14 protein-coding genes are annotated in these 16,145 nt (G+C 44.2%); 1 reads left to right on the forward strand and 13 read right to left on the reverse strand.

The genetic code is table 11. The features are described from left to right. Positions 1-60 precede the first annotated feature (60 nt). From HFD99_RS02895 to HFD99_RS02955, 13 genes are all read right to left on the reverse strand, one after another. The gene (locus HFD99_RS02895) at positions 61-2,415 is read right to left on the reverse strand and encodes a penicillin-binding transpeptidase domain-containing protein (RefSeq protein ID WP_123797398.1); all 2,355 of its coding nucleotides are present in this window, start codon (positions 2,413-2,415) and stop codon (positions 61-63) included. A gap of 60 nt (positions 2,416-2,475) precedes the next feature. Then, positions 2,476-2,856, reverse strand: coding sequence for a hypothetical protein (locus tag HFD99_RS02900; protein ID WP_013372097.1), 381 nt, complete (start codon positions 2,854-2,856; stop codon positions 2,476-2,478). Positions 2,857-2,880: 24 nt separating this feature from the next. After that, the gene (gene rsmH, locus HFD99_RS02905) at positions 2,881-3,831 is read right to left on the reverse strand and encodes a 16S rRNA (cytosine(1402)-N(4))-methyltransferase RsmH (protein WP_025365345.1); all 951 of its coding nucleotides are present in this window, start codon (positions 3,829-3,831) and stop codon (positions 2,881-2,883) included. A gap of 17 nt (positions 3,832-3,848) precedes the next feature. Then, positions 3,849-4,286: a division/cell wall cluster transcriptional repressor MraZ gene (mraZ, locus tag HFD99_RS02910; protein ID WP_013311099.1), complete on the reverse strand. Its 438-nt coding sequence runs from the start codon at positions 4,284-4,286 to the stop codon at positions 3,849-3,851. A 329-nt stretch (positions 4,287-4,615) separates the two neighbouring features. Next, positions 4,616-5,881, reverse strand: coding sequence for an adenosylhomocysteinase (locus HFD99_RS02915; protein WP_017428137.1), 1,266 nt, complete (start codon positions 5,879-5,881; stop codon positions 4,616-4,618). A 43-nt stretch (positions 5,882-5,924) separates the two neighbouring features. Next, complete coding sequence (bshC, locus tag HFD99_RS02920; RefSeq protein ID WP_045244389.1) at positions 5,925-7,556, reverse strand: bacillithiol biosynthesis cysteine-adding enzyme BshC; 1,632 nt, start codon at positions 7,554-7,556, stop codon at positions 5,925-5,927. Between the two features lie 122 nt (positions 7,557-7,678). Continuing rightward, the gene (locus HFD99_RS02925; protein WP_016821552.1) at positions 7,679-8,617 is read right to left on the reverse strand and encodes an ABC transporter ATP-binding protein; all 939 of its coding nucleotides are present in this window, start codon (positions 8,615-8,617) and stop codon (positions 7,679-7,681) included. Between the two features lie 11 nt (positions 8,618-8,628). Then, positions 8,629-9,579 carry an ABC transporter permease gene (locus tag HFD99_RS02930; RefSeq protein ID WP_016821553.1) on the reverse strand — a complete coding sequence of 317 codons (951 nt, stop codon included), beginning with the start codon at positions 9,577-9,579 and terminating at the stop codon, positions 8,629-8,631. A gap of 4 nt (positions 9,580-9,583) precedes the next feature. Next, positions 9,584-10,516 carry an ABC transporter permease gene (locus tag HFD99_RS02935; RefSeq protein WP_016821554.1) on the reverse strand — a complete coding sequence of 311 codons (933 nt, stop codon included), beginning with the start codon at positions 10,514-10,516 and terminating at the stop codon, positions 9,584-9,586. Positions 10,517-10,713: 197 nt separating this feature from the next. Continuing rightward, a complete protein-coding gene (locus HFD99_RS02940; RefSeq protein ID WP_016821555.1) occupies positions 10,714-12,414 on the reverse strand; it encodes a peptide ABC transporter substrate-binding protein in 1,701 nt (566 codons plus the stop codon). A 153-nt stretch (positions 12,415-12,567) separates the two neighbouring features. After that, a complete protein-coding gene (locus tag HFD99_RS02945) occupies positions 12,568-12,957 on the reverse strand; it encodes a DUF3397 domain-containing protein (protein ID WP_013372105.1) in 390 nt (129 codons plus the stop codon). A 4-nt stretch (positions 12,958-12,961) separates the two neighbouring features. Next, on the reverse strand, positions 12,962-13,942 hold the full coding sequence (locus tag HFD99_RS02950; RefSeq protein ID WP_123797399.1) for a ketopantoate reductase family protein: 981 nt from the start codon (positions 13,940-13,942) through the stop codon (positions 12,962-12,964). Between the two features lie 103 nt (positions 13,943-14,045). Continuing rightward, a complete protein-coding gene (locus tag HFD99_RS02955; protein WP_016821557.1) occupies positions 14,046-14,696 on the reverse strand; it encodes an RsfA family transcriptional regulator in 651 nt (216 codons plus the stop codon). 296 nt (positions 14,697-14,992) lie between these two features. On the opposite strand from HFD99_RS02955, the gene HFD99_RS02960 reads away from it, so the two are divergent. Further along, positions 14,993-16,078, forward strand: a complete 1,086-nt coding sequence (locus tag HFD99_RS02960; protein WP_025365348.1) for a coiled-coil domain-containing protein — start codon at positions 14,993-14,995, stop codon at positions 16,076-16,078. Positions 16,079-16,145 lie beyond the last annotated feature (67 nt).

Genomic DNA, 16,145 nt, shown 5'->3' on the forward strand with positions numbered 1-16,145 from the left:
AATACTCATGACATGTCTTACCTCATGAATATTCAAAAGAACGGACATTAGAACAAGCTATCAGTTATCTTCGCCTTTAATCGCGGCAGCACTTTTCTCATCTGCTACAGCAGATATTCCTCCCTTTGGAGTTCCCGCATTTGTTTCAGTATTCGCAGTAGTATCGGCTTTGGTTTTAGTATCGGCTTCCGTTTTCGTTGCATTGCCTGTCTCGTTAGCTGCAACTCCAGTAATCGAGTCCTGTGTTTCCTCCGGCTTCACTCCGGTCACTGTTTCTTTGGCCGGCTGAAGCGTCACACTGACGACCCGCTTGCCATTTACCATTTGTGCCTTTTGAGAGACAACATACCCTTCCCCGCTTACCTGAACACCAACCTTCATAAGCGTCAGAACTTGAAGTGTGTCACGCAACGAGACACCTGTAAAATCGGGAATCGTCATGTTGGCACTATCCTCTGTCAGCAAATAGATGCGCTGTCCCGGTTTCATTTTGACGCCTGCTTCAGGATACTGACGAACAATTTTGGAGCCTTTACCTACCGTTTCGTAAGCAATCCCCTGTTTGAGCAATGCGTTTTGCGCATCCTTCTTCACTTGGCCTGTTAATTGTGGTACCGTTGGCAAATTCACCGTTTTCGCTGCAGCCCCACCTGATTTATTCGTTTTGGTTCCCGTTTTGGGAACCCCCATATATTGCAGCGATTGGGACACGATTTTTTTAAACACAGGTGCTGCTGCTGTACCGCCGCCTACCGATTTGTTAGGTTCATCCATAACAACCAAGACAGCTATTTTCGGATCATTTACTGGTGCAAAACCAATAAAAGACACGACATCCTTCGAATGATCGTAAACTTTTCCGACGACTTTCGTCGCTGTCCCTGTTTTACCAGCAACACGATATCCGTCAATATAAGCTAGACGTCCCGTACCAATTTCCTGGTCAGAGACGACCTGCTCCAGATAGCTGCTTGTCTGAGTTGCAGATTCCTGAGTAATCACTTGGCGGACTTCCTTCGGTTGAATCGTCTGCACTTCGCCTGTATCTGGGTTTATAATTTCCTTCACCAGATGAGGCTGCATCAACTTCCCACCGTTAGCAATCGCCGAGATCGCTGCCACCTGCTGAATTGGCGTTACCTGAACCCGTCCGTGTCCATATGAAGCCGTCGCGACTTCGGATTTGTACTGGGTATGGAATGTAATAGCTCCGGTAGACTCACTCGGAAGGTCAATACCTGTTTTGACACCAAATCCAAAGTTATTGATATATCTCTTCAGCCTCTCGCCACCCAGCTTATCCAGCCCCAAATGAACAAAACCGACGTTACTTGAACGCTTGACCCCTTGAAGATAGGTTAACGTTCCCCAGCTACGGCTTACGTCACGAATATCCCAGCCTCCGACGCGAATCATACCAGATTGATAGGTCTCATTCGGATTAAATACCTTTTCTTGAACCGCAGCAGCCAAGGTTACTATCTTAAACGTGGAGCCCGGTTCGTAGATAGACTGAGTAGCATTATTACGGAAATTTTCCAAAGGTGTACTCCCATATGTATTGGGATTAAAATTCGGATAAGTCGCCAAACCGAGAACATCCATCGTTTTGGGATCAGCTGCTACGACAGTCATCGTTTTGGGATTATACTTTGCGATAGCTTCCTGCATGGCATCCTCTATATAATACTGAATCGTATCATCAATCGTCAGCTTTAAATTTTTACCATTTTGTGCCGGCTCATAGACACTTTCCGATCCCTGAAGAGGAACTCCCTTTCGGTCCCGCTGATATAGAAGCTTTCCAGCCGTGCCGGAGAGCTCTTTATTGTAATAAGCTTCCAACCCCATACCTGCTGTACCATCTTTTCGCAAATAGCCAAGGACATGAGAAGCCAGCTTATTTTCTGGATAATAGCGTTTGGATTCCTGAACAGTGTCCACAGCTCCAACTACCTCATACTTATCCTTCAAATACTCTTTGAATGTATCCACCTGTGCCTTCACCTCAGGGTCTACCTTCCAGCCTCCATTACGAATCTCACGGTTTTTTAAATAGTTACCCTTTTTATCCTTTGCAGATAGATGTCTTCTCAGTTCATCCTCAGGCGTTTTGAGAAGCTGATGCAGCTTGGCTACAACCTCATTCTCCAGATCATACTCCTGAATGATGCTAGGGTTGACAACCACCGTGTAAGCCGGTGCATCCGTAGCTAGTACATTCCCTTTACGGTCCATTATAGTTCCACGCTTGGGCTGAATCACCTGGTCTCTTTCTATCTGTGCAACTACCTGATTATGCCAGTATTCCCCACTCACAACTTGAATCCAAAATACTTTAAGTAGCAGAACAAGAAAAAAGAGGGTAATACATCCCCCTATCAGCAGTGTGCGAAGCTTTATTCTTTTGACCATAGCTCAAACCTCTCTGCAAAAAAATATACGTCAGAGCATAGCTTGATGCTATGCTCTTAACTATTTGGCAGCCTGCTTTTCCACACGAATGGGCTCTCTTGTTGGTTCGATATATCCCTGTTCCTTTGCAGTAGGCACAATCTGATTCTCCAGACGTTCCTTCTGAATCTTCAATTGGGCGATATTGGTCTGTAATTTGGAAATGTCCTTGCTGGCTGTATTAATCGCATAATTAATTTGATAAATGTGCGCATATCTGCCAATCAACGTCCCCGCAATGACAATGCATGCTACAAGTGTCAATAGATACAGCAGCTTTTCTCGAATCGGCAGCTCTCTGCGGCGTGTAACGACTTTAGTGGTCTCACGATACCGTTGTTGCTGAACCTGTTCCTGACGGGCTCTTTCTTTTACAGCCAAATTACCGCGTGTATAAGCCATGTCGCCTCTCCTTCTCCATTAAATTTACAATTTTTCGGCAACTCTCAGCTTGGCTGACCGGGATCGTGGATTAAGCTCTAACTCTTCTTCTGATGCCACAATCGGCTTACGATTCACCAGCTTTAAATCGCCTACCATTTTGTCATCCAGAATCGGCAAGTCAGACGGATAGATGCTTTTCGCCAAATACTCCTTGAAAATATGCTTGCATATCCGATCCTCCAAGGAATGAAACGTAATAACCGAAATTCTGCCCCCTGGAGCCAGACATCTTACTGCCTGATGCAAAGTATCTTCCAGTGCACCCAACTCATCATTCACAGCAATCCGCAAAGCCTGAAAACTGCGTTTAGCCGGATGTCCCCCGGTTCTGCGTGCCGCAGCCGGAATTCCTTCTTTGATAATATCGACAAGTTCCCCCGTTGTGTGAATAGGCTTGTTCATTCTACGTTCAACCATGATCTTCGCGATCCGCCTGGAGAACTTCTCTTCTCCATATTGAAACAGAATACGCGCAATCTCCGCTTCCGGCCATTCATTAACAATTTCATATGCCGTAAGCGAACTGCTCTGATCCATCCGCATATCTAGCGGTGCATCATGATTGTAACTGAATCCCCGCTCCCCCTCATCGAACTGGGGCGAGGATACACCCAGGTCGAACAAAATACCCTGGACCTGCGGGACGCCGTCTTTTTCGGGCAATCCCAGTTCGGCCAGCTTGTCCTGCAAGTGGCGGAAGTTGGATTTCACTAATGAAATCTTTCCTTCATAGGCTGACAGCTTCTCTCGTGCATTGTTCAATGCCCAGTCGTCCTGATCAAAGGCAATAAGCCTCCCCTCAGGGCCAAGCTGTGATGCAATGACGGAACTGTGTCCTGCCCCTCCCAACGTGCAGTCCACATAAATCCCGTCCTGCCTGATGTTTAGTGCCTGTGTTGCTTCTTCCTTGAGTACGGTAATGTGGTGAAACAAACGGCTGACCTCCTAAATTACAATTCAAAGTTGAAATCAACCAATTTCTCAGCAATGTCGTTAAATGCTTCTTCTGATTGGTTGAAATATTGCTCCCAAGTGTGCTTACTCCAAATCTCTACCCGGGTGGACACTCCCAATACGACGCACTCTTTTGTAAGCTTGGCGTATTCGCACAAATTCCCCGGTAAATTTACCCTGCCCTGTTTGTCCAATTCGCATTCAGTCGCTCCCGAGAAAAAAAACCGGGTAAACGCACGCGCATCAGCCTTCATCAAAGGCAGTGCTTTAAGTTTTTTCTCCATGACAGCCCACTCATCCATAGGATACACGAAGAGGCATTGGTCCAGCCCGCGGGTAACCACGAACGAGGCACCGAGAAGTTCACGAAACTTGGCCGGGACAGTAAGCCGACCCTTCTCATCAATGCTATGTTGGAACTCCCCCATAAACATTGGTTTCGTCACCCCTTACCCCATTCTCCCACTTTGGCCCACTTTCCACCACCTAAGCATAATAGATTCGCTTTAAAAAATCAAAGACCTCTTTTTCATTACGAAAAAGTGATAAACCTAGAACTCGGGCATAATGTCTGTTATTGTTGCCCCACGTCATAAGATGCCAAAAAGCCCCTTATCCAATGAAGTCGAACCCCCGACAATATGCATCAGGTTTCGAAACAACACGGAATAAAGGGCTTATTCTCTATCCATCATGTCAACCTATACAAGCACTTGCTTAAAAATGCACCCTTTCTGCAGCGGACATCGTGACCGAAAATAGATTAGGCGTTCCAGCTGTCCAGATAGACCTTTTGGTCTTCTGTTAATGTATCAATCTTGATTCCCAGACTATCAAGCTTGAATCGAGCCACTTGCTCATCAATTTCATAAGGTACATTAATCACAGCTTTACCCAGCTCGTTGTAACGATCATTCACATATTTCAAGCCAAGTGCCTGAAGAGCAAATGTCGTATCCATAATCTCTGCTGGATGACCGTCAGCGGCAGCTAGATTCACGAGGCGTCCTTCTGCGAGCAAATACATTTTACGTCCATCTTTAAAGCGGTATTCTTCGATATTGCGACGCACTGTGCGAATGGATTCGGAGCGTTTAGCAAGCTCAGGCTTGCTAACCTCCACATCAAAATGCCCTGCGTTACACAGCACAGCTCCATCCTTCATAACATCAAAGTGTTCCCCTGTAATTACAGCTTTATTTCCAGTTACTGTAATGAAGAAGTCGCCCAGTTTGGCAGCTTCCACCATTGGCAATACATGAAAACCATCCATATGGGCTTCTACAGCCTTGATTGGATCAACTTCCGTTACAACCACGTTGGCTCCCAGCCCTTTCGCACGCATTGCAACCCCCTTGCCGCACCATCCATAACCCACCACAACCACTGTACTTCCTGCCACAACCAGATTAGTCGTACGAATAATACCGTCGAAAGCTGACTGGCCTGTACCATAGCGATTGTCGAACAAATATTTACAGTAAGCATCATTTACAGCTACCATCGGAAAGTGAAGTTGCCCTTCTTTTTCCAAGGCCTTCAAACGAATAATCCCTGTAGTGGTCTCCTCTGCTCCTCCACGGATCGTAGAAATCAGATCAGGCCGTTCAGATTGCAACAGAGTAACCAGGTCACCACCGTCATCTATAATGAGATCTGGCTTAGTTTCCAGAGCCTTGATTTGCAAATTCTTGAATTCCTCTGGATCTGGATTGTATTTAGCTAATACCGTAACGCCATCTTCTACTAATGCGGCGCAAACATCATCTTGTGTCGACAAAGGATTACTACCCGTAATGGTGACCTGTGCTCCACCTGCTTGTACCACTTTAGCTAGGTAAGCCGTTTTGGCCTCCAGATGTAAACAAATCGTTACCTTCAGACCAGCAAAAGGCTGCTCTTGCTCGAATTGTTGACGTATACGGTTCAATACCGGCATATGGGCTTCTACCCAATCAATTTTCAAATGACCTTCAGGGGCCAAGTTAAGATCGTGAATAATGCTATTTTGCAGAGAATGGGAAGTCATATGTTATTTCCTCCTAAATATTAGTTAAATTCGTTTATGATCATTATACATAAATCACACGATGCGTTCCCGACAGATCCAATGGTACGTTCATAATCATATTCATCAGGTCGAGACCATAACGATTCAGAAAATGATAGATCGTAAATGCACGCTCCTGCGGCTGTCCAAATGGGAAAAGCGACCACTCGATATGATCCCAGTGGCGAAGTGCTGTTCCATTTTGCCGAAGCAGCGCTTCCTCCACCTTTGCCTCCAGATAGGAAATCTGCCCCAGAATTTTCTCGCAGTTGGTTTCTCCGAGCTGTAGCAAACCTTTCTCTATCATCCCTGTCTGCTGTATAAGCGGTTTATAGATGCGGACAAAAGCATCCTTAGCCTCGGAAAACTGATCCTGCATTCCAAGCTGATCTTGAGTGGCGATCCATTGCTTTTTTCGTTCCTCAAGCCCGTCTCTAACTTGGCCAAAAGTTAGTTCGTACTTAAGCATATGCTTTTCCACGCCCGGCTCCAGTAATGTAAAAGACATACGCGGCAGCAGTATCGGCATCTGCATCCCGAGCACTTCGAAAGCGTCCCGTGTAATTGCCCAGTAGGCAATTTCTCCTAGACCCAGCACAGACCCCAGTACCGGGAACAGCGAATCCTGCATGAGCGGACGAGTTAGTACATTGTTACTAAAACGTTCGGGGTGTCTATCTATCTCTTCAAGCAGTTCAACCGCTGTAAATGCCACCAAACCGCGTCGATCTGTGAATAATCCAGCTTTTTTGAAAAGCAGTAGGCGTTCCTCTTCATGAATGTAAAAAAGGTTCGCACCACCTTCATGCACATCCGCTTGTAAGTGATAACCATAGTCCACGATCCGCGTAGCGGTTGTCCTATACGCTGTCTCCAACTCATCATTGTGCTGAACCAACTGTCTAAAAACGGATGCCTCTAGCTTGCGCAGCAAAGGATCTGCAGAATCCATGAGCACCAATCCATAGGTACCAAACAAACGACCCATCAGCTTGGCAAAGGCATCACTTAGTCCATATGACTCTGTCAAACCCTGCTCAATCATGTGCATAATATCGGTCTTATGTTCTGAATCTGGCAAGCATTGCTCTATATCCGCCATCGCTTGCTTCCACTCAACCGTATCGACTTTAATAGCACTAACTGAAGAACGACGTTCAGGCTGCTTATTCAGCTTGATTTTAACTGCTTGCGGGTCTTTTGCCATTACGTATGTATGATTGACCTCGTCCCAGTCATGATCTTCACCAGCAATCCAGAAAATTGGAATAACCGGACGTCCAAGCCGTTCTTCAGCTTCTCTAGCTGCTTTAATAATCGTAGCGGCTTTATAAATGACCAGCATCGGGCCTGTGAACAGTCCACTTTGCTGTCCGCCAACTACTACTAAAGCATCTGGGCTTTCCAAACGGTCCAATGAAGTATGAACCGCCTCATGCGAATTGTGTTGCTCATTGTATATACGAAGACATGCTACGACATCCTTACGGTTTAATCGCAGATGCTCCGTCTTATCCAGCCACTTCGCCCGTTGGGCATAAGCATCGGCGTGCAGAATATCATATTCATACAAATCGCTTGCGCGTCCTGTACCCTGTATATAGTCTTCTGCCAAAGCCGACCCTCCGCGAAGCGTTTCCGGAACTATTTTCATGGGTCTGCCTCCTGTCTCCACCAAAACCTTACTGCTTGATTGTACCGAAAGCCCATGTCCACGTCAAAGCTTCCTACAAAAAAAACCGCCGAATAACTCGGCGGTTGGTATATAGAACAAGATCAAGCGTAAGGTTCAGCTACAAAATGCCCTTTAGACACTTCGATAAGCGTGGCATTTTCCAGGTTATAAGCCCCTGCCTTATTATCGGACGCGTTATGAATCGGTCCGCCTTGATCGTCAGGCATAATAATTCGCTTTTTGTTGGCTTCGACTTCCGGGTCAGGAAGTGGAATCGCCGACAAAAGCATTTTCGTATACGGATGAATCGGATTGGCATATAATTCAGAGCTTTCAGCAAGCTCCACCATTCTGCCTCTATACATTACAGCTACCCGATCACTGATGTGCTTGACCATCGACAGATCATGTGCAATGAACAGGTACGTCAGACCAAGACGTTCTTGAAGCTCTTTCAACAGGTTGACAACTTGAGCCTGAATAGATACGTCAAGCGCTGAAATCGGCTCATCACAAATGATGAACTTAGGATTAACAGCCAATGCACGGGCAATACCGATCCGCTGACGTTGACCACCAGAAAACTCATGCGGATAGCGTGTTGCATGGTCAGGGTTCAAACCAACCAGATCGAGTAATTCCTCAATCCGTTTCTTACGTTCTGCACGGCTACCTGCCATATTGTGAATATCCAGTGCCTCACCAATAATATCAGACACGGTAAAACGTGGGTTCAATGATGCATACGGATCTTGAAAGATCATCTGCATATCACGACGCATTGCTTTCATTTTCCCCGGTGATAATTTGTAAATATCTGTGCCGTTAAAACGTACGCTACCTGCTGTAGGCTCATACAAGCGCAAAATAGTACGACCCGCTGTAGACTTACCACAACCGGATTCGCCAACCATACCCAGCGTTTCACCCTCACGAATATAGAAATTCAGGTTATCCACCGCTTTGAGCACACGGTTTTTGCCAACATTAAAATACTTTTTAAGGCCTTCAACTTCAATTAAATTGTTGCTACTCACCATGATCTCACCTCCTATTTCTTCAACTTCGGATCAAGCGCATCACGCAAGCCGTCGCCAAAAAGGTTGAACGCAAGCATAATCAAACTGATCAAACCTGCTGGGAAAAGCATCCGCCAAGGGTAATACATCCACCCTGTCAGAGCTGATTCAATCATTGAACCCAGCGATGCCTGAGGAGCCTGTACCCCTAATCCAAGGAAGCTCAGGAATGCCTCGGAGAAAATAGCACTTGGAACCGTCAAGGTCAATGTGACAATGATTGGTCCTACCGCGTTAGGCAACAAGTGACGGAACAACAAACGACCTGCACCAGCACCCATTGAACGGGAAGCAAGTACGAATTCTCGGTTTTTAAGTTGCAGCATTTCACCACGTACAATCCACGACATGTTAATCCACCCTGTTACACAGAGCGCAATAATAATGGTGGTGATACTTGGCTCCAGTACAACCAGCAACAGAATTGTAACAAGCAAGTAAGGAATGGAATACAAGATTTCAGAAAATTTATTCATGATTTCATCAACGCGGCCACCAAAGTAACCCATAATTCCACCATAAATTACACCAATCATCAAGTCAATCATTGCAGCAGCCAAACCAATAATCAATGAAATCCGAGCGCCCATCCAAGTACGTACAAACATATCACGCCCCAGATCATCTGTTCCGAACCAATGTTCCGCCGATGGAGGAAGATTGGTGCTCAACAAATCATTCGTGCGGTCATCGTATGGCGACAGCATCGGACCAATAATTGAAGCAAGCACTATGAGAACCAAAACGCTTAAGCTCGTCATAGCCAATTTATTTTTACGAAGACGCTCCCAAGCATCTCGCCAAGCGGATAAGCTTTCACGCTGAATAACTTCAGACTGCTTTTCATCCGCTCCGACCCTCTGGAAATCTTCCGGTTTCACCTGAAGTTTATCCAAGTTCACAGCATTATCTTTAACAGACATAAAGTTATCCCTCCTTCCCGCCAGTAAGCTTAATCCGCGGATCAATAAATCCATATGCAATATCCGTAATAAAACGTGCCACCATCAACAAAATACCGTAAAAAATAGTAACTCCCATAATCATCGTATAATCACGGGTTGTAATACTATCTACGAACACCTTACCGATACCGCCAATCCCGAAGATTCGTTCAATAACAACCGAACCCGTAATAATATTGGCTGTCATTGGTCCTACATAGGTAACAACTGGAAGAATGGCATTACGTATAACGTGTTTGAACATAATTGTAATGGATTTCAAACCTTTAGCCTTGGCAGTCTTAATGTAATCTGCATGGAGTACTTCCAGCATGCTGGAACGCGTTAGTCGAGCGATAAACGCAATCGGTGAAGCAGATAGAGCCGCAACTGGCAAGAAGTAATCCATCGGGCCTTCAAAGCCCATAACATTAAACCAGCCTAACTGTTGAGCAAAGAAAAATTGAATTAACGATGCCAGAACGAAGCTGGGAACCGCAATCCCCATGATAGCTAATACCATAGCGACGTTATCTATGAGCCTACGATGATACAAAGCTGCTAGCATTCCTAGCAAGATACCGACAATTATCGACACGATTATGGCAACAAAACCGAGTTTGAGGGAAACCGTAAACGTTTGTCCGATAATGTCAGTTACACTTTGATTCAGCTTTTTCATAGAAATACCAAAATCACCTGAAGCAATATCACCTAAGTATTTAAAATATTGGACATATACAGGCTTATCCAGCCCATATTGCTCCATTAACCGGGCTTGAATCTCAGGAGAAGTCGCTTTTTCACTCATGAAGGGGTTACCCGGAATTGCTTTCATGAGAAAAAACGTCGCAGAGATCAGAATGAACAAAGACAGCAACATATAGAAAAATTTACTGATCAAATAACGCGTCATTGCCCGTTTACACCCCCCATAAATTATTTTCGACACCATTCGATTTTATCGAAATAGAATTGGACTGTCCAATCTACTTATTTGCATGGTTACATGATGATGGAAAAGACTAGGACACACAAAAAAAACGGGATATATATGGTTCAATCCACATATATATCCCGAAGTAACTATCAAACTTCAGAATTAAGCTTCAGTTACTGTGTAATATACGCTCTTGTGAAATCAATTGCTCCACTAAAGTCAAGTCCAATGTCTTTAACATTCGGTTTCGTTAAAGAAACATTTGAATAGTAATAGATCGGAAGCATTACCATATCATCTTGAACCAAAATCTTCTCTGCTTTCGCAAAATCTTCCATGCGTTTAGCTGGATCAGTTTCTGTTTTAGCAGCTTTAATCAATTCATCATACGCAGGGTTAGCATAACCTGAGTTGTTGTTACCATTGCCTGTTGTCCACATATCCAGGAATGTCATTGGATCATTATAGTCAGCAGACCAACCACCACGAGCGATTTGGAAATTCAGCTTGTTACGTGTTTGGATAAATACGCCCCACTCTTGGTTTTGAGTTTTAACATCTACACCAAGATTTTTCTTCCACATATCAGCTACTGCCAAAGCAATCTTTTGGTGACTTTCACTGGAGTTGTACAGCATAGTTATTGTAGGAAGCGTAGTCATGCCTTCTTCTTTCATACCTTCTTGAAGCAATTTTTTCGCTTCAGTGAAATCTTCTTTGAAGAAATCATCTTTATGCTCACTACGGAATTCTTGAGAAACTCCTTTTATGCCTGGAGGTACAAAGCCGTAAGCAGGAATTTGACCGCCCATTGTTACACGTTCAACGATCGGTTGGCGTTGAATAGCCATCGCAAACGCTTTACGGATTTTAGCATTGTTAAATGGTTTTTCTGTTACATTAAACAGATAGTAGTACGTACTTGCAATTCCTTTAGCCTTAAATTCATTAGGCAATTCGTTTTTCACAGCCGTAATTTGGTCAGTAGGAATTTCACCTGTTGGCATACCTGAATAATCAAGTTGTCCACTTCTGTACGAAGCCAGTTCAGTTGCACCACTATTTACAAGGGACATAGTGATTTTGCTCAACTTGATCTCGTCTTTACCCCAATAGTTTTCGTTCTTGGAAACTTCGATCTTTTGACCGCTATCCCAAGCCGTTAATGTGAAAGGTCCGTTAGTAATCATGCTATCTTTCTGAACTGCCCACTTATCATTACCTTTAATAGAAGGGTTTACAGGATAGAAAGTGTAGAAAGAAGTCAATCCCAAGAAGTAAGGAGTTGGATGTTCCAGCTCTACTTGCAATGTATGGTCATCAACAGCTTTGACACCTACATCTTTAAAGTCTGTAATTTTTGTTCCTTTATAAGATTTCGAAGTGCTCAGGTTGTAGCCCTCAGCATTCTTGATATAGTACAATTGGTAAGCATATGGAGGTGCAGGAGCCGTTGAAGGATCCAATACCCGTTGCCAAGCGAATACGAAGTCGCTTGCTTTGACTGGGTCGCCATTACTCCATTTTGCAGTATCACGAAGTTTGAACGTGTAGGTTTTGCCGTCATCGGAGATTTTCCAAGATTCAGCAACGCCAGGGATTTCTTTGCCGTCAGGACCCATACGTACGAGACCTTCATACAAAGTTTTCAGAACCGCGTTGGTTTGACTATCCTGAGCTTGTGCCGGATCGAAGGTTGGCGGCTCGGAAGAAAGGTTAACGCGCAAAATTTGCTTGTCGGCCGGGGCCGGCGTAGTCGAGGTGTTTTCTTGTGCGCCCTTACCATTGGTATCATTCTTGCCGCCGCAACCTGCGAGCAGTGCGCCAACTGCAAGAACGAGTGTCAAAAGGACTAAAAAGCTTTTCCTTTTCATCTAGCGTTTTCCCCCTAGTTCTAAAGTGGTATATGTTTATAGATTATACAACCAGCGGTCAAAAAAATCTACATTACATTTCTTCAAATTGAGCTTTTTTTTCAAAAAAACATGATTAATTCATATTTTCTCATCATTTCATGTCATATTTCATCACATAGAGTTGAATATATTTTTAAATATACCAACAACAGTCAACAAAGTATACGCCAATGTCATCGCCATAAAAGTTAATCTCCAGACCGCTCTACATAATCTTTTACCATCAACCTTTCCTTTTATTCGGTTTTGAGCTCCTCCAATTAAACCCAATGCCAGTAACAAGAGCAGTAGAATCAAATAAAAACCGAATCGGGATGTAAATAGGACATTAAAGAGTGCTGCGACGGAAAATATCAGAAAAAAAGTGGTAATATCCATAGAAGTAAGCAATGATTTCTTCTTTTCCATTTTAAGAATGTAGCGACAAACCGCAAACACGATCAAAAACGGAAAAAAGGGAAGAATACTGAAAGTGATAATAGTACCTTGTATAAGACTCAACTGATCACCCCTCTTTTAGCCGCATTCCTTCAATTAATTGCCACAATACCTCATGAGTTGGCGCACTAATCCCAGCTCGCTTTGCCATCTGCACCAGTTGCCCGTTAATGGAAGCAACTTCGGTCATGGAATGTGCAAGTACATCAGCTAGCATAGACGAGTGATTCTCTGCCGTTGCCTGGCAAACATCCATAATTTGATCCCACCATGCGCTTTCCCAGCGGATACCATGAGCTTCATATACTTGAATGCCTTCATCATACAGCTTACGCATCATATGTATTCGAACAGGCTCCGATAGCAGCTCGCCATTCCGAACTCGCCATACGGCTGTCAGTGGATTGATCACAGCGTTAATCAACAACTTGCGATAAATCCCTTTCTCGATTTCTTTCGACAAGCAAACGTCAAATCCTGCTGCAAGCAGCCGATTTAACACATATTGTTTGAAATCAGTGTTGTGCTCTCCCTCTACTTCCTCAGAATATCCAATTTCAGTCACGCCCGATCCTGCATGCACAATGGATGCTGCGCCTTGTTTCTTGGCTCCTTCGGTTGTCACAGCAGGATATACTACAGCTTTAGGCCACGCCTGCCTGATGCGTTCTATATGACCGATTCCATTCTGCAAACAAATAATCCCTGTACCTGTTTCCGTTTGAGCCACAGGCTGAATCTGCTCCAATACTTCTTCTATCGCCCCCTGTTTGGTCAAAAACATGATCCACCGTGCCGAAGTCTGTGAATTTAACCGTTGCCAATCTGCCAATGGCGCTACCTTTAATTGGTCCCCCGATACATGAACAGCCACCTGTCCCTCCTTATCAAGCACAGTAATCCCTTCACGAGCAATGGTGTGTGCCTGTTCAAGTGTTCGTGTCCACAGCCTTACTGTAGCACCCGAGGCCGATAATCTCCCGGCAAACAGCAATCCCAGCGAACCCGCTCCAATAATATCAATCACTTTGTATCGTCTCGCTTCCATCTTTTTTTCTACTATATCATATGCACTCCAATGTAATAACAAAAAACGCCAACTACGGCCAAGCGATAGTTGACGTTTTATTTAGATAGCTATTGTAATCTTGCTACTCAATGCGCTCCAGATTCCCATTAGCGTCCATTTTGAACCTGGATTTAAGCTCTTCCTCATCTTCAGTGATTAAAGCCAAACGCCGGGCACGGTCCATAATCTGAATCAGAGCTTTATAATCATCATTTACAACACGATAGTCGGTCTGCACATCATTCACTTCTTTGGACAGCCGGTCATTAATGGAGCGAAGCTGATTTAATTCTTCTTCCTTTTCCCGCAAATCTTTCTCCAGCATCTTAATCTGCCGATTAGTCTCCTGCACAGATCCCTTCCATTGACGCAAGAAGCGAATTACGGCATCAATAGATAACGTATCTTCACTCGTGCCATCGGTTCTGTATCCCCCTTCGACTGTATCGAGCGTGGCAAAGGCTGCTACCTGCGATACACCTACTGGGCTCTGCTTGCGAATATAACTGCGCTTCTGGCGCTGCGCTTTGGCAATGCTAATCGCTTCATCGTAACGTTTGCGCACGCAGCTATTCCAACGAAAGCCGCATGCTGCAGAGGTTCTACCTATTTTTTGTCCAACCTCCTCAAACGCAGCGAGCTGTGTTCCACCTTCCCGGATATGCCGCAATGTCACCTCCGCCAATATCAAGTCATCTTCCGCACTCCATGCATCTTGTCTTATTGCAGTCATGCCTCTAGCCCTCCTAACAACATCCTGAAATAACCGTCTTCATGAACCGATCTTGCCGGTATTTGAATAGGGTATAAAAGCTGTTTATTCATTCCTATGCCTCTCGTAGAGTTCATAGAATCTATTTGATACTAAATTGTATTTCCATTTCTGCCAGAACTCATACGTGAAGTAAACAGTTTCGGGTTTCACGCATGCTCTGACTGCTGTACAATAAAATGAATGGTTAAAGAATAAAAAAGGATCATATACATTACCATTAGTCTTTTTCTGGAATACATAAAAGGGGAAACTAAATGAATAAACGAATAAAAATCGCGATCTGCACCCTGCTGGTCCTCATAATGATGCTGACTTCCATATATGTACGTCCTACTTTGGCCGCTCCCTCTCCTGAAGAAAATCAGATTTTACAAGATAGCCTGTCTATCGTGGAGATCGACCATGAAATCGAGCGGATTAGTCAGGAACAGCAGGCTCTTTTACAGCGTCAGCAGGAACTGCGTAGTAGTCTAGCTGATCAACAGGAGCAAATGAACCTACAACGTAAGCGTGCAGGTTCTGTGCTGCGATCTTACTATATGGGAGAAAGGGACAAGCTGCTGAGTGTAGTGCTAGGGGCTAAAAGTATAAAGCAACTTCTCTCTTTGTACGATTATTACTTATTATTGATTAGTCACGATCAGGATGTGCTTCAAGAATACGAATCCAATTATCAATTTATGCGAAAAACAGAGCAGCAAGTCGCCCAAGCCACGACGGAATTGGGGACGGTTAAAACAAACCTACTGGCACAACGTAAACGGATTCTCCAACTCCAGTCGCGTGTAGATGACGGCGTTAACGCCAGCGATAACCCTGATACTCTACGCAAGTTAATTGGCGAAATGACAGCTTATTGGGAGAATGTAGGGGTATACGAGGTAAATAAACACTTTAAAGCATTAGCTCAAGCAATGCAGGATTTACCCCAATTCATTCAACAGCAGCAAGGTGCCATGATTACAAATGGAAAAATCATTACGATAAGCATTCGTGAAGAAGAATTTAACCGTTTTTTAAAGTCAGAGAATGAATTGTTTAATCACTTCAACTTTTCCTTCGTGCAGGATCAGATTGTGGTAGAAGGTCAGCAAGGAACGATGAAATTGAGGGTAGAAGGTCACTATACAGTAGAGAATGAACCCAAAAATGCCATTCTATTTCATGTAGATCGACTGGTATTTAACGGACTGGAATTGCCGGACACGACTCGCAACAAACTGGAAGAAGATTTTGATCTCGGCTTCTATCCACAGCAGCTTATATCATACGTCAAAGCTACAGAAGTACATGCTTTAAAAGGTATTCTTGAAGTTAAGCTCGAATTAAGTTTTAAGTAAGTTTTTGCTCACCTACATTGTTCTGATTTTTGATATGAACAAAACAAAAGACCTCGGAATGTTCCCG

It is taken from the genome of Paenibacillus sp. EKM301P (assembly GCF_011800295.1).
GTDB lineage: Bacteria > Bacillota > Bacilli > Paenibacillales > Paenibacillaceae > Paenibacillus > Paenibacillus polymyxa.